The organism is Streptomyces sp. NBC_00190, from assembly GCF_036203305.1.
Classification (GTDB): Bacteria; Actinomycetota; Actinomycetes; order Streptomycetales; family Streptomycetaceae; genus Streptomyces.
This window is the reverse complement of the sequence record NZ_CP108131.1, coordinates 4,222,684-4,244,428: the sequence shown is the minus strand read 5'-3', so window position 1 is coordinate 4,244,428 and position 21,745 is coordinate 4,222,684. Positions and strand designations below refer to the sequence as shown.

The following is a 21,745-nucleotide window of genomic DNA, read 5'->3' as shown; positions in this document are numbered from 1 at the left end:
GGAAGCGGCACGACAACCCCCGCCCGGGCCGTGCAGGAAGCTGAACCATCCATACAGGAAGCTGAACGCTTTTCCCTCTGAGGGCCCTTCCGACGCGGCAGAGTTGTCCACGTCGAGAAGGAAACGACACCACGAGGGGAAACGAAATGCCGAAGTCGGCCACCGCCAAGGAACGTTCGAAGAAGCGCTCCGCCTACGTATTCACCGCACTGGGACTGATCGCCGGAATCGCCGCCGCGACCCTGACCAATTCGGGTGACTCGGAGGACCGTTCCGCCGCACCGGCCGGCCTCCACCAGACCACCGCGACCGCCGTCACGGTGGCCCAGGAGAGCCCCGCCGGCCCGCCGACGCCGCAGGTAGCGACCCCGTACATCCCGGGCTGGCAGGGCCCGTCGGCCACCGGTACCGCGACGCAGAGCATCTGAGGCCGGTCACCCGATGTCGACCACATTCGCTCCCGTCGATCTCGACGGAGTTCCGGCGGTGGAATCCTTTCTCGACCGCATGGGATTCGGCCACTTCGACAGGAAGTCGGTCTCCGCACCGATAGGCCGCAACGAAATCTGGGCCGGCAGCACGGAAATCGGCCGGAACGTCTTCGCCAAAAGGCTCGTCGGAACCGACGACGACGTCCGCAACCGGATGCGGCGCCTGCTCGCCTTCGAGCGGTTCGCCGTCACCCTCCCGCCCCACGCACTGCGCGGCCCGGTCTTGCTGGGCAACGACGCCGCCGAACGGCTGGTCGCCTTCACCTACCTCGACGGCGCCCGCAGCGGTGCCGAGCTGATGGTGGACGAGAGCTTCGACGACGAGCTGGCCGGACTCGGCCCCCGCCGGTCACGCGGAGGTCCTGCGGCGCTGGGAACCCTTCAACAACCTGCGCTCGCTCACCGCCCTCATCGCGTTCGCCCTGCTCGTCGTCCTCGCCCTCGGGCGACCGCCGGCCGGCCGGAAGGCCGTGAGCCGCGGCGCGAGTTCGTAGACGAGCACTCCCGGCCGCCGAGGCCCAGGTCAGCGACCTGGGCCTGCTTCGCTGTCCGGATCTCTCCGCTCGGCGGTCGCGAAGATCCGGTCCAGGTGGTGATGGAGTACCGCGATGGCCGACTCGGCGCCGCGCTGGCCCACGAGGATGCTGGTGCCCATGGTCGCCGCCATTGCGAGCAGGCTGATCGCCTCCGTGCGCGCGTCGATGCCGGGATCGGCCAGGCCTGACGCCTGGGCCTGTTCGAGCAGGCCGGTCACGGCGTTCTCGGCGGCGTCGGGGTTGTCGATGAAGGGCTGGGCGGCCAGTGCCTCGTCGGTCACGGACAGGATCGAGTAGGAGCTGTAGAGGAGGTGGAAGGTGCGGCTCTCCTCATCCGTCGGGAGGGAGGCCAGCAGCAGCGCCTCGATGGTCGCGCGGGGGCCCGGGTTCGGACCGGCGGCACCGAGGCGGGCGCCCACCCGCGCGGTGAAGCGGTCGGTCAGGTGCTGGAGCCCGTAGAAGAGCAGCTTCTCCTTGGTCTCGAAGTAGTACTGCACCAGCCGGAGTGACACGCCGGCCTCGGCGGCCACGTCCCGCATGCCGACGGCGTGCAGCCCGCGCCGTCCGGCGACCTGGATGAGCGCCTCGGCGATCTGGGCGCGCCGTTCCTCGTGGTCCACGCGCTTTGGCATGTGCCGGTGTCTCCGCCCGTCGGTGGTGGGTTCGCGGTCCGGCTCGCGCCGGACCTTTTTATGGTACCGCCGTACCATCATCATGGTACGCTCGTATCACGAAGAACGATCCTTCCGGAGGTGCCCCGTGCCCGAGAACACGACCCGTGTGCGCCGCGACATCGGCCGCTACGTGAACGACGAACTGCGCGACCGCTACTTCGCCGCCTGCGACGCGATCTACGCGATGGGTGCGCCCGCCCGCTCCGAGACGGACGTGGAGACCAGCTTCGGCACCACGCACGTGTACCGGTACGGGCCCACGGACCCGGCGGCCGAGTCCCGTACGCCGGTCGTCCTGATCCATGGTTCCGGCGGCTGCTCCGCCCAGTGGTACCCCAACACCCCCGCACTCAGCGCCGAACGCCCCGTCTACGCCCTCGACACCCCCGGAGACCCCGGCCGCAGCGTCCAGCGCGAGCCCATGTGGCAGCCCGAGCGCGCCGCCCAGTGGATGGACGAGGCGCTCGACGCGCTCGGCCTGGACCGGGTCCACCTCGTCGGCTCCTCCTACGGAGGCTGGCTGGTCATCAACCAGGTGCACCTGCGGCCCGGCCGGCTCGCCTCGGTCACCGCCCTCGACCCGGGCGGGCTGGAAAAGGTGGGCCTGCGCTTCTTCGTCTGGATCTTCGCCAGCCTCTTCGCCACCTTCGCCCCCAAGGCACTGCGCCCGCGCCTCGCCGCGTGGCTCGAACAGCCGGTCCTCGTCGTCCCGGAGCTGCGCAGGTGGATCCAGGCCGGGGTGCGGGCCTTCCGGATCCGCCGCCCCGCCCCGCTGCCGCTGTCCGACGAGGAGCTGGGCTCCATCCGGACGCCGTTCTACCTGATCATGGGCAAGCGCAGCCTGCTCGTACACCCGAAGCGGCAGCTGGAGCGGGTGCCGCGCCTGATCCCCGGGGCCCGCGCCGAGATCATCGCCGCGACGGGGCACGGCCCGCAGATCGACCACCCCGACCTGGTCAACGCCCGGATGCTCAGCTTCATGGAGGACGTCGACTCCCTCGACCCGGCCGCGGTCGACGCGTAGGACCCGCGGCCGGGTGTGAATTCGCCCTGCCGGAGCAGCGGTTGCCGCTCCGCCCGCGCTCGCGCGGCGCGGCGCGGGGTCACCCGGATGCCCATGCCCGCTGCGACGCCCCCGCGCCGCGCCGATCCTGATGGCATGACGTCCAGCCGACCGCAGGTCATCGTGCACGCACCCGACGGCCGGGGGCTGCGCGAGGTCGGCGTCGCCGGCGAGACCGTGGGCCGGGCGTGGTCACCACGGGACCTCCGCCGGGTGCTGCGACGGGCCGGGGTGCCCGCGGCCGGGTGCCCGGCGCGCGGCGCCAGGCACCCGGCACGCCCGTGAGCGCCCCGAAGGACCCCTGTGCCAGCGGGATTTCATCGCAGGGTGAGCGGGATCTCGGACTGGACGTGGGAGAGCTTCTCCGGGTTGCGGACGTAGTAGAGGCCGGTGATGCGGGCGTCCTCGACGCGGACCGCCATGACGCCGTCGAGCTCCCCGTCCAGGTGTACGACCAGTGCCGGGCTGCCGTTGACCGTGCTGATGCCGACGGTGATCGGGATCCGGTTCTTGCCGAGACCGCCGACCATGAAGCGGGACACTTTGTCGGAGCCGACGATCGGCCGCACCGCGGCCTGCTTGATGCCTCCGCCGTCGCTCATCAGGACGACCTCGGGCGCGAGCACATCGAGCAGGCCCTGCAGGTCCCCGCCGTCGAGGGCGCGCCTGAACGACTCCAGAGCCGCCCGCGTCTCGCCCTGGGAGACCACCTCGCGGGGGCGGCGGGCATCGACGTGCCGGCGGGCGCGGTGGGCGATCTGGCGGACGGCCGCGGGACTCTTGTCGACGGCGGCCGCGATCTCGTCGTAGCCGACGTCGAAGACCTCGCGCAGCACGAACACGGCGCGCTCGGTCGGCGACAGCGTTTCGAGGACGAGCATGACCGCCATCGACACGCTCTCGGCGAGCTCGACGTCCTGGGCGACGTCCGGCGCGGTGAGCAACGGCTCCGGCAGCCACGGGCCGACGTACGACTCCTTGCGGCGCGACATGGTGCGCAGCCGGTTGAGCGCCTGCCGGGTCGTGATCCGGACCAGGTAGGCGCGCTGGTCGCGCACCTGCTCCAGGTCGACCTGGACCCACCGCAGCCAGGTCTCCTGGAGGACGTCCTCGGCGTCGGCAGCCGATCCGAGCATCTCGTACGCGACGGTGAAGAGCAGATTGCGGTGGGCCACGAACGTCTCGGTCGCCGGCTCGGTGGCATGGTCGCTCATATCGCGAACCCCCTTCTTCGCGGCCGGTCCTGGCGGCCGACGACGGCCGGTCGTGCATCCACGGTTGGGTCCCCTCTTCGCCTACGGCGGTGGTGCCGGTGGTAGCTCAGCCTGCCCGTTCCCGTTCAGGAAGTGGCCAACGCCTCGCCGCGACCGGTCTCCAGCAGCTGTTCGCGCGTGTCCCCTCCCGAGACGCGGTGCAGGCCGTACCCACCGGGCTTGTGCGCCTCGTCCGCCAGGTGCTTGACGACGCCCTTGCACACGAACTCCTTGAGCTTCGCGCCGGGGCGGCCGGCGATGTGGAACCACAGCGCGGTGTCGTTCTTGTGGGCGAACTGGAAGATGCCGGCGCGTCGGCCCAGGCTGATGCACTGGCCGGCGAACACCTGGTTCAGGGTCGAGGGCTGCTCACCGGCGATCCGGCTGAGCACCGTGTCGGCGGCCCGCGCGCCCAGCGGCACCGCGGCCTGGCAGCTCATCCGCAGCGGCAGGTTCGACGGCGCCGCCGAGTCCCCGGCCGCCAGGATGCGCTCGTCGTCCACGCTGGTCAGCGTCTCGTCCGTGAGCAGGCGGCCCAGGGCGTCCGTGGTCAGCCCGCTGCGCGCGGCCAGGTCCGGCACGCCGAAGCCGACGGTCCAGATGGTCACCGTGCTCGGCAGCTCGCGGCCTCCGCCGAGCCGCACGGCGTCACGGGTCACCGCCGTCACCTTGCTGTCGGGGCCGTCGACCACGGTCACCCCGAGCGCCTTCAGCCGTGCGGCCACCGAGCGTCGGCCGCGCGGGTGCAGGTACGGGCCGAGCACCCCGCCGCACACCAGGGTCACCGCGCGACCCTGCTCCGCCAGCTCGGCTGCGGTCTCGATGCCGGTCGGACCGGCTCCGACGACGGTCACCTCGGCCGACGCGGGCGCGGCGTCGAGGACCGGCCGCAGCCGCTGCGCCTCCTCCAGGTCGGCGATCGGGTAGGCGAAGTCGGCCGCCCCGGGCACGCGCGGGTCGGCGCTGCCGCTGCCCACCGCGTAGACCAGGTAGTCGTAGCCCACCGTGCTGCCCGACGCCAGCGTCACGCTGCGCCCGGCCGCGTCGATCCGGGTCACGGTGTCGACCACCAGCCGCGCGCCCTCGGCCAGGACCCACCGGTAGTCGACGACCGCGTCGTCGGACCCGCCCACCAGCTGGTGCAGACGGATGCGGTGGACGAAGGTCCGGCGCGGGTTGATCAGCGTCACGGTCACGTCGTCGCGCTGCGTCAGGCGATTGGCGGCCATGACGCCCGCGTACCCGCCGCCGATCACGACCACATCGGTGTGCCCAGTCATGGTGTCTCCTCCGTCTTCAGGGGTTCGACCTCAAGACACCGCGCGGCCGGCCCCTGTGACAGCACGTGACCCAGATCACTCCGCGGGCGGGGCGGGCGCCGACACCGGGTCCGGTCAGGTGAAGTCGAGCGCTCCCGTCCGCGTCCGCTTGAGTTCGAAGAACTTCGGGTAGCCGGCCAGGAGCCGGACGCCGTCGAAGACGCGGACCGCGTCCTCGCCGCGCGGGATCGAGGTGAGGACCGGGCCGAAGAAAGCGGTGCCGTCGATGTGGACGGTGGGTGTACCCACCTCCTCGCCGACGGGGTCCATGCCCTCGTGGTGGCTCTTTCGCACCGCGTCGTCGTACCCGGTGCTGTCCGCCGCGTCGGCCAGGTCCTCGGGGAGGCCGGCCTCGGCCAGGGCCTCCCTGATGACGGTGGTGTCGGCGGCCCGGTCCTCGTCGTGGAGGCGGGTGCCGAGTGCCGTGTAGAGGCCGCGCAGAACCTCGTCGCCGTGCTGCTGCGCCGCGGCGATGCAGACGCGTACGGGCCCCCAGCCGGTGGTGAGGAGCCTTCGATAGCGCTCGGGGAGGTCCTCGCGGCCCTCGTTGAGTACGGACAGGCTCATGACGCGGAAGGTGAGGTCGAGGTCGCGGTGGCGCTCGACTTCCAGCATCCAGCGGGAAGTGATCCAGGCGAACGGGCAGATGGGATCGAAGAAGAAATCGACTCTGTTGGTCACCGGCTCAGGCTAGGAGCGGGGCAGCCCTGTCAGCAGCGCCAATTCCCCGCGGGAATCCTGGGCCAATCCGCGCCCGGGACGACCTGTCGCGGCTATGGCTGGAGGCGGCTGAAGGCCACCTCGAAGTGCTCGACCGAGACGATCCGCTGGCCTTCGCGCTGGGCCGTCTCCTCACGGATCCGGGCGGCCCGGTCCTCGCTCGCCCGCATGGTCTGCTCGTCCTCCCACAAGGTCAGCGACGTGGCCTTTCCCGAGGCCCGGTCGACGAGGTAGTACACGCCCCGGAAGCCTGGAACGTCCTGGACCTGCTGGACGATCGCCTCCGAATGCGCGCTCAGGTCTCCCGACGCCGGAACCGGTGATCCCTGGTAGGTGCTCAGCCTCGCGAACATCGCCCAGTCCTTTCTCGGGCCCCACGACCAGCGTGCTCCGGCCGGTCGTCCACCGCATGCCGAGCGGCGTGAGCGCCGAGCAGCGTGACAATGGGAGGGAGTGCTGCGTCTGCCGTTGCGGAGAGGCGGGTCGTCGTGGTGGCGTACATAGCTGTGACCGCCCTGAGCCATGTCGGGCTGATCCGCGACCACAACGAGGACAGCCTCGCCGTCGGCCCGTGGACGCTGTGCGGGACCGTGACCCTGAGCCCCCAGACGCTGCTGTTCCCCCTCGGCAGACCGCTCGTCGTCGCCGTCGCCGACGGGCTCGGCGGGCAGCCGGCCGGCGAGGTCGCCAGTGAGCTGGTCGTCCGCGAGCTCGCCTCGCTCGGCCCGGCGCTGGACAGCGCGGAGGCGATCAGTGACGCTCTGAACCGCTGCAACGACGCGGTGTACTCGGCCACCGACGGCCGTCCGGATCTGGCCGCCATGGGAACCACGGTCGCCGGGGCCCTCGTACTGGCGGAGTCGCTGCTGGCGTTCAACGTCGGCGACAGCAAGGTGTTCCACGCGACCGAGGACGGGCTGCACCAGGTCAGCGTGGACGACAGTCCGCCGCCCGCGCCCGGCCATCGCACTACGTCGGCCGTCACCCAGACGCTCGGCGGCAGCCCCGGGCCCAGCCCCATCACCCCCCACGTGGCGGCTTTCCCGCTGTCCACGGGCGATCGCTACCTGGTGTGCAGCGACGGGCTGACCGACCCGCTGCCCGACGACGTGATCGACGAACTGCTGCGCGTGCACGACGACGGCAAGGCCGCCTTCGAGCTGTGGAAGGCGGCCATCGAAGCCGGAGGTCCGGACAACATCACGCTCGCCTTGGTGCGCATCGGCGCGTGAGGGGCCGAGTCCGGAGGACGGCAGCGGGCCCCGCCCGGGAAGGGCGGGGCCCGCTGCCGTCGAAGTGGCGATGACGCGACCGGTCACGCCAGGAGCTTGGCCTTGGCGCGGTCGTACTCCTCCTGGGTGATGTCGCCCTTGCTCTTGAGCGCGGCGAGCTTGCTCAGCTCCTCCGCCGAACCGCCCCCGGATCCAGCCGCCTCCTGGACGTAGCTGCGGAAGGCCTGCTCACTCTCCTGATACTGCTTCACGTCCCGCTGTCCCATGCCGGACCCGCGGGCGATGAGGTAGACGAACACGCCGAGGAACGGCAGCAGGATCACGAAGATGAGCCATCCCGCCTTCCCCCAGCCACCGAGGCTGTGGTCGCGGAAGATGTCCGTGATGATCTTGAAGAGGAGGAAGAACCACAGGATCCACAGGAAGAGCCACAGCATCGTCCAGAAGATGTTGAGAAGCGGATAGTCGTCCATGCTCGCTCCGATCATGCATGCGGTTACTTCATTGATACAGCCGGTACTCAATGTCCGCATTTCGGAGCACATTTCGTATCTTTTGCAACCGGCCGCCAGGCCGGGCGACCATGGTCACCATGCTGCTTGACCTGTTCGTCATCGGCCTCGTCATCACCCTCTATCCGCTGCCGATCATGGCCTTCGTGCTGGTGGTGTCCGCGCCGAGGGGCGTGTGGAAAGGGCTCGCATTCATCCTCGCCTGGCTCGCCTGCCTCGTCACGGTGATCGCCCTCGTCCTCCTCCTCACCGGCGGCGAGCCGCCCGCGCCCAAGTCGCCTCCCTCCACCGCCGCACTGGCGGCGAAACTGGCCATCGGCATCGGGCTCGTCGTCTACAGCGAACACAGGCGCCGCCGCCGGAGCCGCGGTGGACCGGACACCGCACCGGACACCGCACCGGACGCCGGATCCGACGCCTCCCAGAGCTCGCTCACGTCCCGGATGGACCAGGCCACCGCGTGGTCGGCGGCCGGGCTCGCGGTGCTCCTGCAGCCCTGGGGCATGGTCGGTGCGGCAGCCGCCACCGTCGTGGACGCGAACCTCGGCCACAGCGAGTCGTTCCTGGCCCTGCTGGCCTTCTGCCTCCTCGCCACCGCCAGCCTCCTGGCCATGGAGCTGTACATGGTGTTCGCGCCCGAGAAGGCCGGGCGGGCGCTGACGGGCCTGCGCACGTGGCTGTCGGACCACAAGGACCCCGCCATCGTGGTCACTTGCCTCGTCCTCGGAGTGTGGCTGGTGGGCAGGAGCCTGTACGAGCTCACGCGCTGAGGCACGGACCCGGGGCCGCTCCGGTCGCGCGATGTGCTCCGTCCCCTTCTCCTGAATCCATGGAACGCAACGCATCCGGGCGGCGGATCCGCACCGGCGCGGCGTCCCGGCGGCGGCTTCGCGTGCTGACAGGTCACCTGATCCGCTCGCTCGGCTCGGTCGGCGTGCTCACGGCGCTGTACTACCTGGCCCCCCTGAGCGGCGAGCTCGACGTCTCCATCGTCGTCACGCTCTCGCTCGGCCTGGCGGTCTTCGGCGGGCTCATCACCTGGCAGATCACCGCCGTCACCCGTTCGGAGTATCCGCGATTGCGTGCCATCGAAGCGCTCTCCACCGCCGTGCCGCTGTTCCTGCTGCTCTTCTCCGCGGCGTACTACGTGCTCGAAGAGAAGGTGCCGCACTCCTTCTCGGAGCCCCTGAACCGGACGGACGCGCTGTACTTCACGGTCACGGTGTTCGCGACCGTCGGCTTCGGGGACATCACGGCCACCACCCAGACCTCCCGCATCATCGTCACCGGTCAGATGATCGTCGACCTGATCCTCGTGGGAGTGATCGCCAAGGTCCTCTTCAGCGCCGTCAGGATCGGGATCCGGCGGCGGGCCACGGCGGCCCCGGCCCCCGGCGGCGAAGGGGACCTCCCGGGTGGACCATCGAGGGGGAAAGGAAGTGACCCATGACGGAGCAGCGACCCCGATCCGACCCGCCCGTCAGCGGCACCCAGCCCCAAGAGGCGGACGTCCTGCGCCACATGCTCCGCAGCGCCGGTTACCTGAAGACACTCGCCTTCTCCGCCCTCGTGGGCATCCTGGTGTCCCTCGCCTCCTTCTGGTTCCTCGCCGCGCTGCACGAACTGGAGCAGGTGCTGTGGACGGACCTCCCGCAGGCCATGGGCCGGGACATCCCGCCCTGGTGGTGGCCGCTCCCCCTGCTGCTCTTCGCCGGAATCGCGGTGGGCCTGATCGCCACGCACCTGCCCGGCGCGGGCGGCCACGTACCCGCGGCCGGACTCCATACGGTGGGCGCCTCGCCCGCCGCGCTGCCCGGGGTCGTGCTCGCGACGGCCGCCAGCCTGCCGTTCGGCGCCGTACTGGGACCGGAGGCCCCGCTGATCGCCCTGGGCGGCGGACTGGCCCTGGTGTTCCGGGACCTCACTCAGGCGCCCGCGACCCCGCAGAGCAACGCCCTGCTGGGCGCGGCCGGCGCCGCCGCGGCCGTCTCCGCCATCTTCGGCAACCCGCTGATCGCGGCGGTGCTGCTGATGGAGCTGGCGGGCGTGGGCGGGCCGCGGCTGTTCGCGGTCATGCTGCCCGTCATGCTGTCCAGCGGAATCGGGGCCCTCGTGTTCACCGGACTCGGACGCTGGACCGGGCTGGAGACGGGGGACCTGACCCTGAAGCTGTACGCCCCGGCCCCCCGCCTGGACCTGGCGGACGTGGGCTGGACGCTGGTCATCGCCGTGGTCCTCGCCGCCGCCCTCCATCCCCTGCTGGCCGGGGCCCGGCGGCTCGCCGCGTACGTCACGTCGGAGCGACACCTCGTACGGACCGTCCAGTGCGCCCTGGGCGCCGCGGTCTGCGCCTGCCTCTACGCGCTGTTCACCGGCCGCTCCCCCGCCGAGGTCGCCTCGTCCGGCCAGGCGGGCCTCGCCGCGCTGGCCGCCGACCCGCACGCCTGGGGGATCGGCGCCCTGTTCGCCGTGGTGCTGTTCAAGGGCGCCGCCTACGCACTCTGCCTCGGCAGCCTGCGCGGCGGCCCCGTGTTCCCCGCGCTCTTCATCGGAGCCGCGGTGGGCGTCCTGCTCTCGCCCCTGCCCGGCCTGGGGGTCGTACCCGGGATGGCGGTGGGCATGGCGGCGGCAGCGGCCGCCACGCTGCGGCTGCCGGTGAGCAGCGCGGTCCTGGTGATCCTGCTGCTCGGCAGTTACACGATGATGCCGGTGGTGATCCTCGCGGCCGTGGCCGCCTTCGTCGTCACCGAACTGCTGCCTCCCGGGCGTGAGGTCCTGCCCTAGGGGCCTGCCGTCACATTCCCGTGTTCAGCGGCACCGGAGGCCGGTGGCGGCGGCCGTCGTGGCCTGGTCCAGCTTCTCGATCTGCGGCTGCAGCTGGGTGCGCGCGTCCTTGCCGGTCGTGTCTCCCGGCAGGTCCTCGTACGCCTTCTTGAGGTTCTCGGCGGCGTCCTGGACGGCTGCCCGCTCCGCCTCCTTCAGCTGCTGGGCGTTCTCCTTGACGTTGGCCCAGTCCTCTTGGACGGCGTTGACGGCGTCCTTGATCTGGTCCTTGGTCGCGGTGGCGGGGTTCAGGGCCTTCAGCTTGGCGTTGTCCGCCTTGAGCGAGGTCAGGTCGGTGCAGAGGTCGGCCGCGGCCTTGGTGGCCTCTTCGGCGGGCGAGGTGTCGTCGGAGCACGCGGCGAGACCGAACACCGCGCTGACGCAGAGCACGCCGATCACCGGGAAACGCTTCATGAGAGACCTTCCTCGACGAGACAGAGCTGGCGTAGGGGATCTTTCGCCACCTATCGCACAATATGCACAGTCGACTACGTTTCGCATCCTTGCTCTCACGCACGGTCAATGCCGCACGGTCGCCGCCCACCGCGCCCTCCCGGCCCTGGGTGGACGGGGCAGGGGGCCGATGCGTGATGATGTGGCGTGCCCGAGTGGGCAGTTGACCAGAAGAGCCGGTTGGGGGCCCTGCTTGTGAACGATGCGGTCGAGTTGGCGGACATGATCGCGCAGCTGCGCCAGGAGCTGAGCCGGGCGATGTCGGAAGGCGACGAATCCGGCCTGCGGTTCAAGGCGGAGCGGGTGGAGCTGGAACTGACCGTCGGGGTGGAGCGGTCCACCGAACCGGGGGTGAAGGTCAGGTTCTGGGTGTTCGACGCCGGCGCCACGGCCAAGCGGTCGACCACGGTCACGCAGAAGCTGACGCTGACGCTGCAGCCGGTACGGGCGGACGCGCCGGACCAGATGGCACTGATCTCCGGGAACGAGCTGCTGGATGAGGTATGACGGTGAGCGCTGACGGCTCGGACGGGAGCGGCGGACTGGATCCGCACCGCATCGCGGAGGTCATCGTCACCACCGCCGACGGCGGCGGGCGGCGCGGATCGGGCTACCGGGTCGGCGACGCGGTGGTGCTGACCGCCCACCACGTGGTGGCCGGGGCCACCGGCGTCCAGGTGCGCTTCGACGCGGGCCGGCCGGGGCAGTGGGCCGCCGAGGCGACGGTGGCCTGGTCGGACGCCGACACCGACGTGTCCGTACTGGCCTTCGCGCCCCGGCCGGGCGACGCACCCGTCCCGCCCGCCCGGTTCGGGCGCGTCGGCGACGACCGGCACGCCGTCATCGGTGTGCACGCCGCGGGATTCCCGCTGTGGAAGCGGCGACGCACCCCCGACGGGCGGCAGTTCCGGGAGCTGCACCAGGCGGACGGGACCGTGGCGGCCCTGTCCAACCTGCGGACCGGCACCCTGGAGATCACCGTCCCGGTGGCGGCCGCCGATCCCGACCCCAAGGCGTCGCCGTGGTCGGGGATGTCGGGCGCCGCCGTATGGGCCGGGCCCCACATCGTCGGGGTCGTCGCCGAACACCACCGCTGGGAAGGGATGGGCCGACTGGCGGCGGCCCGCATCGACCACACCCTGCACCGGGTCGGCGAGCAGCACCGGGCCGAGCTGGCCGCGCTGCTGTCGATCGGCGACCCGCAGGCCCTGCCGGACGTGGTTCCCGGCCCGGGGCCCGCCGGACCCCGCCCCCGCCAGGCGGGTTCGAGGGTCATCGGGCTGCCCGTCACGCACGGTCTGGAGCTGTTCAAGGACCGCACCGAGGCCCGCGAGACGATCGGCCGGCTCCTCTCGGACCCCGCCGTCCGCATGGTGACCGTCACCGGCCGCCGGGGCATGGGCAAGAGCGCCGTCGCGGCCAAGGTCATGGAACTGCTGGAGCGGGGCGAGTGGCCGGGCCACGCGCGGGCGCCCGCTCCGTCGGGGCTGGTCAACCTGAGCACCCGTACGTCGGGCATCTCGCTGGAGCGCGTCTACTTCGACTGTGCCCGCGCGCTCGGCCCCGAGGACGAGGCACGGCTGCTGGACGTCTGGGCCACGGGCCGCCCCGTACAGGACAAGATCGGCGAGCTGTTCGCCGCGATGGGAGACCGGCTCGTCGTCCTCCTGATGGACAACCTGGAGGACCGCCTCCAGGACGACGGCACGCTCGACGAGACCGACGGGGAACTCGCCGTCTTCTTCGACTGCCTCTTCCGGGCACGGTCCACGCCCCGGCTGCTCGTCACCTCGCAGATACCGCTACGACTCGCCCCCGAGCTGCGCCGCTTCGCCGCGGAGGTCGAACTGTCCGACGGCCTGCCGCCCGGCGAGTCCGTCGCGCTGCTGCGCGAGCTCGACCAGGACGGAAGCCTCGGCGTGGCGCAGCTCTCCGACGAGCAGCTGCTGCGGGCCGCGGTCCACGTCCACGGGGTACCGCGTGCGCTGGAGCTGCTGGTGGGCGCCATGGCCGACGACACACTGGCGCTGCCGACGCTGCAGGAGGTCCTGGAGGACTTCACCCTGCGGGGCGACGTCGTCGCGGGGCTCGCCCAGGACCAGTACCAGCGGCTCGGCCCCGAAGGCCGCGGCGTACTGAACGTCCTCGCGGTGCTGCGCACGCCCGTACCGCGCGAGGCGGTCGAGTGGATCGTGGGCAGCCTCGGTACCGACCTCGGTACGGGCCCGGGTCCCGGCCGCTCCGCCGTCGCACCGGTCCTGTCCGACCTGCTGCGCATGCGCATGCTGTCGGTGGACCGGGCCACCCGCACCCTCGCGCTGCACCCGATGGACGCCGACCTCGCGTACGGCGCCATGCCGCGGGAAGGAGCCCTCGGACGGCGGTCCCTGGAGCGGCGGGCCGCCGACTGGTACGCGAGCATCGCGCCGCCCCGCCCGGACTGGCGCGGCCTGGACGACATACAGCCGTACCGGCGCGAGTTCGACCACCGGGTGCGCGCCGGTGACATGGACGACGCCGCGCTGGTCCTCGGAGCGATCAGCCGATGGATGGTCCGGCACGGATCGGTGCTCGCGGCCATCTCGATGCACCTGACACTGGAGGGACAGTTGACCGACGACCGGGCACGTCTTGCCCATCTCATCAGCTTCGGACACGCCCGGTTGAGCGGAGGCCCGCTGGCACAGGCGGCCGAACTGTTCACCGAGGCAGCCGATCTGGCCGAGCGCCTCGACGACCGCCGGGCACTGCAGGACGCCATGTTCGGCCTGGGCGACACCCACCGCCAGCTGGGCCGCCTCGACGCCGCCATGGGCCCGCTGGCCCGGGCCGGCGACCTGGCCCACGAGAACGGCGACGCCGAAGCCGAGGTGCACGCACTCCTGGGCCTCAGCCTCGCCCACAGCACCCTGGGCGACGGCGCGGCGGCCCTGGCCGGCGCCGACCGGCTGAGCGAACTCGCCCGTACGTCGGGGGACCCGCTCACCGAGGCCCGTTCGTGGAACGCCCGCTTCACGGCCCTGCTGACCCTGGGCCGATGGGAGGAGACCATCGCGGCGGGCGACAGGGCCGTCGCCGCCTACCGGGACGCGGGCGTCCAGGAAGCGACGGACTACGCGCTGAACGCCAAGGGCGTGGCGCTCCTCGCGCTGGGGCGGGTCGACGAGGCCCTGGCGTCGCTGGAGGCGGCGCTCGGCGCGGCGTCGGCGATGGAGAACCCGCGCACCGAGGGCGTCTGCCTCTACAACACGGCGTGGGCGCATTGGACCGGCGGCCGGTACGGGCAGGCGGCCGAGGCGGCCGAGCGCGCGGCCGCCTCGCTGCAGCTCGCCGGGGCGGCGGAGGCCGCGGCGGCCGGAGCGCTCGCCGAGGCGGCCCGCGCCCGGGCGGTGCCCGGCCCGCGGGAGGCCGCCGACGCGCTGGTCCGGGCCGCCGACAGCACCGGGCGCAACGTCGAGATGGTCCGCCCGGCCTGGCTCACCGAGGAGGCGGAGCGGCTGCGCGCCGGAGCCTGACGCCCCGGCGCGCCCCGGACCGCGGTTACTTGGTGTCGTAGAAGCCGAAGACGTCGACGACGAGGTCGATGTCGTCCCAGCCCCGGTTCCAGAAGTCGACGATGCCGTTGGCCCCGGTGCTCGCCTGGACCAGGTTCGGGACGGTCTTGCCCGTCGTCCAGTTCAGGTTGGAGGAGTTGGGCGGCGTCGGCCAGGTCTCCGTCCCGTTCTGGTACTGGCCGGACGTGTTCGGGTCCGGGGCGACCGTGAGGTACCCGCCGCCCCGGGTGTTGGTGACCGTGGTGTTCAGCACGAAGCCCGAGATGCTGGGTTCGTCGTCGGAGAACGGCACGTAGATGTAGCTCTGGCCTTCCAGCGGCCCGTACACCGGGCTGGCGGGGTCACGGGTGTCGACCAGGCGCTGCGGCGCCAGCGGCATGTAGGCGCCCTTGCTGTCGAGGCTGTAGTAGCCGACGACGTCGACGACCACGTCGGTCCCGGCCCAGGCCCCGTTGCGGACACTGATCTTGCCGTCGGGGCCGACGGGCACGATCACCGAGTTGGCGATGGTCTGGCCGGCGGTGAAGTTCACGCTGGAGGTGGACGGAGCCGCCTGCCCGCTCGGGAAGACGGTCAGGTGGCCGTCCTCCTTCGGGTTGGTGACGGTCACGTTGAGCGCGACGGCCTTGACGTCCTGGGGGACGCCGCGCAGGCCGCTCATCTGCGTGCTGAAGGTCGCCTGGCCGGCGACCTGGCCCTTCGCGGTGCCGAGGCCGTCGCGGGTGTCGACGAAGCGGGTCGGCGCCATCGGGGTGTAGCCGCTGGACGCGGTCCGGGTGAAGTAGCCGGTGACGTCCGCGAGCAGGTCGACCGACTCCCAGCCGGCGTTGTACAGCTCGACGTAGCCGTCCAGGCTGACCGGCACGATCACCAGGTTCGGGACCGTCTGGCCGGCCGAGAAGTTGACGTTCGACGAGGTCGGCCGGTCGGCGCCCTTGGCGTAGGCGGTGATGTGCCCGCCGCTGGTGGTGTTGGTGACGGTGACGTTGAGGACGACGGCGGTGACGTTGTCCGGGATCGAGCCGCTGCCCTCGACCTTGACGCGGGTCGTGCCGTACGCGGGCACCTTGCCCTTCGGCGCGCCGATGCCCGACCGGGTGTCCAGGAGGCGGGTCGGGGCGTACGGGGTGAAGTCGGAGCCCGGCGTGGTGATGTAGAGATCGTTCTCGGCGGTGATGTTGTTCGCGGCGTCGGCCACGGTGACCTTGATCGCGTACTCGCCGACCTCGGCGTACATGTGCGGCGTGGTCAGCACGGTGGAGCCGGCGGCGTCGGCCGTGTCCGTGGTCCCGTCGCCCCAGGCGATGGTGACCTTGAGCGAGGCGGCCTCGCTCGTGATGGTGGACTTCAGCTCCAGCCCGTGCGCACTGCTGGTCTTGGCGCCCAGGGCGACCGCGAGGTTGGGGTTGGCCTGGGCGGTACCCACGGTCAGCGGGGCGGCGGCCGCCTTGTTCTGCGGGGCGGACAGCGTCTTTCGGACCGTACGGTCCGCGGGGCTGGTGAACGTCTTGAAGTTGGGCGCCGCGGCGTCGTCGAGGTTGACGTCCGGAGTGCTCATTCCGGGCGCACCAGCCGTACCGGACGCGGCGGGATCCGCCTGGGCCATGCCCGGTATGAGACCGACGCCGGCCGCGATGAAGGCGGCGGAGAGAACGAGTCGGCGGTTGCGCACCGAACCCCCATTTGTGATGTTTTTGAACACGCTCAGGACAGAATCCCGCACAGAGTACAGCGCCCCGGAGCGGCCTCCACGGAGGGTGCCCGTTCACGGTTCCAGCTGGTCAGAGAGGCGTCCCAGCGCCCTCGCGGCCAGCGGCGCCATCAGCGGGCGCAGCACCCGGTCGGCCGGCCCGATGCCGGGCAGGCGCAGGCCGCCGAAGAAGGCGAAGCGGGTCCCGTCCCCCTCCGGCACGGCGGCCATGCCGCCGACCACGAACCGGCTCTGCATGAGGCACCAGCCCGGCCGCAGCACGACGTCGAAACGCGCCCGCATGCCGAGCGGGCTGCGGGCCCGGGCTTCGAGGCGTTCACCGGCGGCCGAGGTCACCGTGAAGGAGCTGATGTCGGTGATGAGCCGGGGCAGCTGGTCCTCCAGATCCGAGGCGAGGTCCCAGACCCGGTCGAAGGGCGCGGCGAGGAGGTGTTCGGCGAAGCCGGCGCCCGGAGTGGTGCGGGCGATCACCCGCAGCCTGCGGACGGCGTCGAGTTCGGCGACCGGCCAGGAGTCGTTCAACGTTCCCACGCCTTCCGGAAGTTGCGGCGGGCCCGGAAGAGCCGGGTCCGCACGGTGGGTTCGGGCACCCCGAGCAGAGCGCTGACCGCGTGCTCGTCCAGCCCTTCGAGGTCGCGCAGGACCAGTACGGCGCGGTGCGCCGGGGAGAGCCGTTCCAGCACGTCGCGCACGTCGGCCGAGAGCTGTGGATCGCCGCGCGCCGGAACCTCGTCGAGCGGGTCGGCCACGGTCCGCGCGCCGGCCCGGGCCATGCGCACCGCCTCCCGTACGGCGATCACGCGCACCCAGCCGAACAGCGCGGCCGGCTCCCGCAGCCGCCCGATGTTCCGGAAGACCGCGATCAGCGCCTCCTGTGTGGCGTCCGGCCCGTCCTGCAGCGCGATCGGCCCGCACAGCCGCCCGACGTACGGGGTCAGCAGGTCGAGCAGTTCCTGGACGGCCATCCGGTCGCCGCGCTGGGCGGACCGGACGAGCGCCGACAGCCCCTCCTCGGTCGCCCCCGGGATCCTCATGACTTCCTCCTCGACCGCGTCTCGAACGGGAAGAGGCCGCGAACCCTCCGAACATTCCATGTGACCCGCATCACAAGGGGGTTGGGGCCGGACATGCGGGGCAGCCTGCCGGATCGTCGCGCCGGAGGACCGGCCCGAAGAAACCCTCCGGCCGAACGACGGGATGCGCCGCGGACACGAAAAGCCTGAGGCCGCCGGCAGCGTTCATATGATTTCCGTGCGCAAATACCTGTTACCACCGGTGCAGAATTACGACTACGCGCAGGGAGGTTTAAGAACCGCGCCCACCCCGAATGGCTGACATTCCCACGCCCTGACCTTCGCCCTGTGCTACGGTGACGCCAGTTGCAGTTGTGGTTCCCAAAAACTTACAAGTGCTCTCACCGGATTTTTCGGGCGGGCGCTTTTTTTATTTACCGGTTGAGTTTCCGGTCGGGGCAATCATCTCGGCGACTCCGGCGCTCGCACAGTGCGATCCCGGGCATTGCCCCAAAGGAGATTCACTATGGCATCTGGCACCGTGAAGTGGTTCAACGCGGAAAAGGGTTTTGGCTTCATCGAGCAGGAGGGTGGCGGCGCTGACGTGTTCGCCCACTACTCGAACATCGCCTCCTCCGGCTTCCGTGAGCTTCAGGAAGGCCAGAAGGTTACCTTCGACGTCACGCAGGGCCAGAAGGGCCCGCAGGCCGAGAACATCGTTCCCGCCTAATCGCTGACGCATACGAGCTGGGGCCCGCACCTCGGGGTGCGGGCCCCAGCTCGTTGCATTTTCCCCATCTTTGCTTCGACACGCTCTCGCGAATCCCCCCACCGGGAACTCCTCGATACACGCCGGCCAGGGCCTGAACGCTTGCTAGAGTCCGTGCCCATGTCGATCCCTGATGACCTGCTCATCGATCTCGCCGCCATGGTCGAGTCGGAGCAAACCAATCAGATGTCCCTCACCGTCGTGATCAACGGCGCCGTCATCACCGGCCGCCTCGCCCCCGAGAGCGTCTGGCGTCAGCGCGTCGCCGAGGTCCTCCAGGACTCCGACCAGCTGGCGCCGTTCGCCAAGGTCTTCAGAACCTCCGGACAGACCGGCCCCACCGGCCCGGCCGCCGCCGGGCCGCCCTCGCACCTGCACTTCCACGTGGCGCGCATCCTCCAGGGCACCCTGGGCATCCCCGAAACCGGCGGCATGTACCGGATCGCGCTCGCGGACGTCAGTGCCTGGACCGTCGGGGACTTCAGCTACTCGGACAAATAGCGGTCCGCGGCTGTTCCGGCTGTTCCGGCTGTTCCGGCTGTACGGCGAGGCGGTGGGCCGAGCCGATGAGCGAGGACACGGGGGGTACGGGATAATTCGTAGGGGTATATCCCCTGGGACAGCGCAACGACGTACCCCGGGCACTCCACCCGGGGTCCACCCGTCGGAGGAGCGCAGCGCCATGCACCGTACAGACCTCACAGACGTCTCGACAGACGAGGCCAGGGCCCTGTCCGTGTCCCTGTTCCGGAGAATGGCCGAGCTGGAGGAAGGCGGCGCGGAGTACTCGTACGTCCGCAACACCCTCGTCGAGCTGAACCTCAGCCTCGTGAAGTACGCCGCCCGCCGGTTCCGCGGGCGGAGCGAGCCGATGGAGGACATCGTCCAGGTCGGCACGATCGGCCTGATCAAGGCCATCAACCGCTTCGACCCGGAGCGCGGGGTGGAATTCACCTCGTTCGCGATGCCGACGATCACCGGGGAGATCAAGCGGTTCTTCCGGGACACCAGCTGGGCCGTCAAGGTCCCGCGGCGGCTCCAGGAACTGCGCATCGATTCGGCCAAGGCGCACGACGTCCTGGAGCAGGAGCTCGGCCGCGAACCCACGGACACCGAGCTCGCCGGGCACCTGCACGTGCCGCCCGAGGAGCTGTCGGAGGGCCGCAAGGCCGCGTCCGCGTACTCCGCGCGCTCCCTGGACGCGCCGCTCCAGGAGGACGGCGACCACGACGGCGGCGCCGACCGGCCCTCGCTCGGCGAGGAGGAGGCGGCGTACGACCGCATCGAGTGCCTGGAGTCCCTCAAGCCGATCCTCGCCGGCCTGCCCGAGCGCGAGCGCGTCCTGCTCTCGCTGCGCTTCGGGCAGGAACTGACGCAGTCCGAGATCGGCGACCGGCTGGGGCTGTCCCAGATGCACGTCTCCCGCCTGCTGGCCCGCACCCTGGAGCGGCTGCGCACCGGGCTGCTCACCGACGAGCCCGACGAAGCGCCGGAAGGGCCGGAAGCGGCCGGGCTGCCGGCGGGGGCGGGCGGGGTCGGCGTTACGGCTGCGGAGCCCGCGGTGCGCTGACCGGTACCTCCAGCCAGACGGTCTTGCCCGGCCGTCCGTCGGCCGACGGCTCCCAGCCCCAGCCTCGCGAGAGCCGTTCCAGCACGATCAGCCCGTGCCCTCCCGGCAGCGCGCGGTCGCGGGGCGGCCGCCGCCGCGGCGGCTCGGAACTGTCGTCACTGACCTCGACGCGCAGCACCTCGGGGGTGTGCCGAAGGACCAGTTCGCGCGGGCCGCCGCCGTGCAGGCAGGCATTGGTGACCACCTCGGAGACCAGCAGCAGCACGTCCTCGACGGCGTCGGTCCCGGCCGGCCACTGCCAGTCGGCCAGCGCCCGGCGGGTGAAGTCCCGGCACCGGCCCACGACACCGGCCGTGGCGCCTCCCAGGACCAGCCTCCGCGTCTGCTCGGCCACAGGGCCTCCCGTCTCCGCGCGCGCCGCTCAGCGCCGCACCTACCCCTACCCCGGGCCGCCAATCCTAGGGCTGCGACCGTCACCCACTCCGCCACAGATTTCGCATCTCGGAAATCAGATTCCACAATGCGGTAAATTGAGATCCACTCCGCGGCGGTCGCCCCATCGTCCGAGTCCGCCCGCCCATCGGACACGGCCGCCGTTCCGCATCGTGGACAACTACTCTCGTTTTATGAACGCAGAAGCCGGTGCCCTCGCCGCCGCGGAAGACCGCGCGGTGCGAGACGCAGTGAAAGACGCAGTGAAGGAAGCCGACCGGAAGCACGTCTTCCATTCGTGGTCGGCGCAGGAGCTCATCGACCCGCTCGCCGTCGCCGGGGCCGAGGGCTCGTACTTCTGGGACTACGACGGCAACCGCTTCCTCGACTTCTCCAGCGCCCTCGTCTACACGAACATCGGCCACCAGCACCCCAAGGTCGCCGCGGCCATCCAGGAGCAGGCGGCCAAGCTGTGCACGGTCGCCCCCGGCTTCGCCGTCGACGTCCGCTCCGAGGCGGCCCGGCTGATCGCCGAGCGCACTCCCGGCGACCTGGACAAGATCTTCTTCACCAATGCCGGGGCCGAGGCCGTCGAGAACGCCGTCCGCATGGCCCGGCTGCACACCGGCCGGCCCAAGGTGCTCTCCGCGTACCGCTCGTACCACGGCGCCACCTCCACCGCGATCAACCTGACCGGTGACGCGCGGCGCTTCGGCAACGACACCGCCACCGCCGGTGTCGTGCACTTCTGGGGCCCCTTCGCCTACCGCTCGCCCTTCTACGCGACCACCGAGGCCGAGGAGTGCGAGCGCGCCCTGCGCCACCTCGAGGACACGATCGTCTTCGAGGGTCCGCAGTCCATCGCCGCGATCATCCTGGAGACCGTCGGCGGCGCCCCGGGCGTGCTCGTCCACCCGGACGGCTACCTGGCCGGGGTCCGCGCGCTCTGCGACCGCTTCGGCATCGTCTTCATCCTCGACGAGATCATGGTCGGCTTCGGCCGGACCGGTAAGTGGTTCGCCTCCGAGCACTGGGACGTGCGCCCCGACCTGCTCTGCTTCGCCAAGGGCGTCACCAGCGGCTACGTACCCCTCGGCGGGGTCGCCATCTCGGCCGCCATCGCCGAGACCTTCGCCCGCCGGCCCTACCCGGGCGGGCTGACGTACTCCGGGCACGTGCTGGCCTGCGCGGCCGCCGTCGCCACGATCAACGTCATGGAGGAGGAGGGCATCGTCGAGCAGTCCGCCCGTACCGGCGCCGAGCTGCTCGGGCCCGGGCTGCGCGAGCTCGCCGAGCGGCACCCCTCGGTCGGTGAGGTCCGCGGGCTCGGCACCTTCTGGGCGCTGGAGCTCGTACGGGACGCGGCGACGCGGGAGCCGCTGGTTCCGTACAACGCCTCGGGCGCCGACAACGCGCCCATGGCGGAGTTCGGGGCGGCCCTGAAGAAGGGCGGCCTGTGGCCGCTGCTCGCGGGGAACCGCATCCACGTCGCGCCGCCGTGCAACATCTCGCCGAAGGACGTCGCCAAGGGCCTGGCGATCCTCGACGAGGCCCTGTCGGTCGCCGACGCGCACACGGTCTGACCTGCTCAGACATACGGTCGCCCAATCCGTGGGTGCG

General features: G+C 71.3%; 24 protein-coding genes. 13 read left to right on the top strand and 11 right to left on the bottom strand.

Translation table 11 applies throughout. The features are described from left to right. The first annotated feature begins 146 nt into the window (after positions 1 to 146). On the top strand, positions 147 to 428 hold the full coding sequence (locus tag OG429_RS20440; RefSeq protein WP_328926737.1) for a hypothetical protein: 282 nt from the start codon (positions 147 to 149) through the stop codon (positions 426 to 428). Between the two features lie 586 nt (positions 429 to 1,014). Here OG429_RS20440 and OG429_RS20435 read toward each other — a convergent pair. After that, positions 1,015 to 1,659 (bottom strand): TetR/AcrR family transcriptional regulator, encoded by a 645-nt coding sequence (locus OG429_RS20435; protein WP_328926736.1) that lies wholly within the window; start codon positions 1,657 to 1,659, stop codon positions 1,015 to 1,017. Between the two features lie 127 nt (positions 1,660 to 1,786). Between OG429_RS20435 and OG429_RS20430 the strand changes: the two genes are divergently transcribed. Together OG429_RS20430 and OG429_RS20425 are read left to right on the top strand one after the other, a co-directional pair. Further along, complete coding sequence (locus tag OG429_RS20430) at positions 1,787 to 2,725, top strand: alpha/beta fold hydrolase (RefSeq protein WP_328926735.1); 939 nt, start codon at positions 1,787 to 1,789, stop codon at positions 2,723 to 2,725. Positions 2,726 to 2,860: 135 nt separating this feature from the next. Continuing rightward, a complete protein-coding gene (locus tag OG429_RS20425) occupies positions 2,861 to 3,049 on the top strand; it encodes a hypothetical protein (RefSeq protein ID WP_328926734.1) in 189 nt (62 codons plus the stop codon). Between the two features lie 32 nt (positions 3,050 to 3,081). Here the strand turns inward: OG429_RS20425 and OG429_RS20420 are convergent, their stop codons facing one another. The 4 genes from OG429_RS20420 to OG429_RS20405 all read right to left on the bottom strand — a co-directional run bounded on the left by OG429_RS20420 (position 3,082) and on the right by OG429_RS20405 (position 6,409). Then, positions 3,082 to 3,978 (bottom strand): RNA polymerase sigma-70 factor, encoded by an 897-nt coding sequence (locus tag OG429_RS20420; RefSeq protein WP_328926733.1) that lies wholly within the window; start codon positions 3,976 to 3,978, stop codon positions 3,082 to 3,084. Between the two features lie 125 nt (positions 3,979 to 4,103). Beyond that, positions 4,104 to 5,297, bottom strand: a complete 1,194-nt coding sequence (locus OG429_RS20415) for an NAD(P)/FAD-dependent oxidoreductase (protein WP_328926732.1) — start codon at positions 5,295 to 5,297, stop codon at positions 4,104 to 4,106. A 114-nt stretch (positions 5,298 to 5,411) separates the two neighbouring features. Next, positions 5,412 to 6,017, bottom strand: coding sequence for a mycothiol-dependent nitroreductase Rv2466c family protein (locus OG429_RS20410; RefSeq protein WP_328926731.1), 606 nt, complete (start codon positions 6,015 to 6,017; stop codon positions 5,412 to 5,414). Between the two features lie 92 nt (positions 6,018 to 6,109). Beyond that, positions 6,110 to 6,409, bottom strand: coding sequence for a hypothetical protein (locus OG429_RS20405; RefSeq protein WP_328926730.1), 300 nt, complete (start codon positions 6,407 to 6,409; stop codon positions 6,110 to 6,112). Positions 6,410 to 6,547: 138 nt separating this feature from the next. On the opposite strand from OG429_RS20405, the gene OG429_RS20400 reads away from it, so the two are divergent. Continuing rightward, positions 6,548 to 7,288: a PP2C family protein-serine/threonine phosphatase gene (locus tag OG429_RS20400; protein ID WP_328926729.1), complete on the top strand. Its 741-nt coding sequence runs from the start codon at positions 6,548 to 6,550 to the stop codon at positions 7,286 to 7,288. Between the two features lie 83 nt (positions 7,289 to 7,371). On the opposite strand, the gene OG429_RS20395 is transcribed toward OG429_RS20400, so the two are convergent. After that, entirely contained in the window at positions 7,372 to 7,761 is a 390-nt protein-coding gene (locus tag OG429_RS20395; RefSeq protein ID WP_328926728.1) for an SHOCT domain-containing protein, read from the bottom strand. 119 nt (positions 7,762 to 7,880) lie between these two features. Here OG429_RS20395 and OG429_RS20390 point away from each other — a divergent pair, with 119 nt between their 5' ends. Genes OG429_RS20390 through OG429_RS20380 form a run of 3 tightly spaced genes read left to right on the top strand, consistent with a single transcriptional unit; the run spans position 7,881 to position 10,584 of the window. Beyond that, positions 7,881 to 8,570 (top strand): GAP family protein, encoded by a 690-nt coding sequence (locus OG429_RS20390; protein WP_328926727.1) that lies wholly within the window; start codon positions 7,881 to 7,883, stop codon positions 8,568 to 8,570. A 59-nt stretch (positions 8,571 to 8,629) separates the two neighbouring features. Further along, positions 8,630 to 9,250 (top strand): potassium channel family protein, encoded by a 621-nt coding sequence (locus OG429_RS20385; RefSeq protein WP_328926726.1) that lies wholly within the window; start codon positions 8,630 to 8,632, stop codon positions 9,248 to 9,250. Beyond that, complete coding sequence (locus OG429_RS20380; protein ID WP_328926725.1) at positions 9,247 to 10,584, top strand: chloride channel protein; 1,338 nt, start codon at positions 9,247 to 9,249, stop codon at positions 10,582 to 10,584. The genes OG429_RS20385 and OG429_RS20380 overlap by 4 nt, the downstream gene beginning before the upstream one ends. A gap of 24 nt (positions 10,585 to 10,608) precedes the next feature. Here the strand turns inward: OG429_RS20380 and OG429_RS20375 are convergent, their stop codons facing one another. Continuing rightward, positions 10,609 to 11,037 carry a hypothetical protein gene (locus OG429_RS20375; RefSeq protein WP_328926724.1) on the bottom strand — a complete coding sequence of 143 codons (429 nt, stop codon included), beginning with the start codon at positions 11,035 to 11,037 and terminating at the stop codon, positions 10,609 to 10,611. 234 nt (positions 11,038 to 11,271) lie between these two features. On the opposite strand from OG429_RS20375, the gene OG429_RS20370 reads away from it, so the two are divergent. Together OG429_RS20370 and OG429_RS20365 are read left to right on the top strand one after the other, a co-directional pair. Beyond that, positions 11,272 to 11,583 carry a trypco2 family protein gene (locus tag OG429_RS20370; protein ID WP_328926723.1) on the top strand — a complete coding sequence of 104 codons (312 nt, stop codon included), beginning with the start codon at positions 11,272 to 11,274 and terminating at the stop codon, positions 11,581 to 11,583. After that, a complete protein-coding gene (locus OG429_RS20365) occupies positions 11,580 to 14,591 on the top strand; it encodes a tetratricopeptide repeat-containing serine protease family protein (RefSeq protein WP_328926722.1) in 3,012 nt (1,003 codons plus the stop codon). Before OG429_RS20370 ends, OG429_RS20365 begins: the two co-directional genes overlap by 4 nt. 25 nt (positions 14,592 to 14,616) lie before the next feature. Here OG429_RS20365 and OG429_RS20360 read toward each other — a convergent pair whose 3' ends face one another. The 3 genes from OG429_RS20360 to OG429_RS20350 form a co-directional block, all read right to left on the bottom strand. After that, entirely contained in the window at positions 14,617 to 16,302 is a 1,686-nt protein-coding gene (locus OG429_RS20360; protein ID WP_328926721.1) for a hypothetical protein, read from the bottom strand. A 93-nt stretch (positions 16,303 to 16,395) separates the two neighbouring features. Next, entirely contained in the window at positions 16,396 to 16,863 is a 468-nt protein-coding gene (locus OG429_RS20355) for a hypothetical protein (protein WP_328926720.1), read from the bottom strand. Further along, the gene (locus OG429_RS20350; protein WP_328926719.1) at positions 16,860 to 17,375 is read right to left on the bottom strand and encodes an RNA polymerase sigma factor; all 516 of its coding nucleotides are present in this window, start codon (positions 17,373 to 17,375) and stop codon (positions 16,860 to 16,862) included. Before OG429_RS20350 ends, OG429_RS20355 begins: the two co-directional genes overlap by 4 nt. A 505-nt stretch (positions 17,376 to 17,880) precedes the next feature. Between OG429_RS20350 and OG429_RS20345 the strand changes: the two genes are divergently transcribed. From OG429_RS20345 to OG429_RS20335, 3 genes are all read left to right on the top strand, one after another. Next, entirely contained in the window at positions 17,881 to 18,084 is a 204-nt protein-coding gene (locus OG429_RS20345; RefSeq protein WP_030011983.1) for a cold-shock protein, read from the top strand. A gap of 159 nt (positions 18,085 to 18,243) precedes the next feature. Continuing rightward, on the top strand, positions 18,244 to 18,624 hold the full coding sequence (locus OG429_RS20340; protein ID WP_328926718.1) for a hypothetical protein: 381 nt from the start codon (positions 18,244 to 18,246) through the stop codon (positions 18,622 to 18,624). A 181-nt stretch (positions 18,625 to 18,805) separates the two neighbouring features. Beyond that, a complete protein-coding gene (locus OG429_RS20335; protein WP_328926717.1) occupies positions 18,806 to 19,693 on the top strand; it encodes a SigB/SigF/SigG family RNA polymerase sigma factor in 888 nt (295 codons plus the stop codon). On the opposite strand, the gene OG429_RS20330 is transcribed toward OG429_RS20335, so the two are convergent. Next, positions 19,665 to 20,087, bottom strand: a complete 423-nt coding sequence (locus tag OG429_RS20330) for an ATP-binding protein (RefSeq protein WP_328926716.1) — start codon at positions 20,085 to 20,087, stop codon at positions 19,665 to 19,667. The two genes, OG429_RS20335 and OG429_RS20330, sit on opposite strands and share 29 nt — an antisense overlap. Before the next feature lie 232 nt (positions 20,088 to 20,319). On the opposite strand from OG429_RS20330, the gene OG429_RS20325 reads away from it, so the two are divergent. Further along, on the top strand, positions 20,320 to 21,708 hold the full coding sequence (locus OG429_RS20325; protein WP_328926715.1) for an aspartate aminotransferase family protein: 1,389 nt from the start codon (positions 20,320 to 20,322) through the stop codon (positions 21,706 to 21,708). Positions 21,709 to 21,745 lie beyond the last annotated feature (37 nt).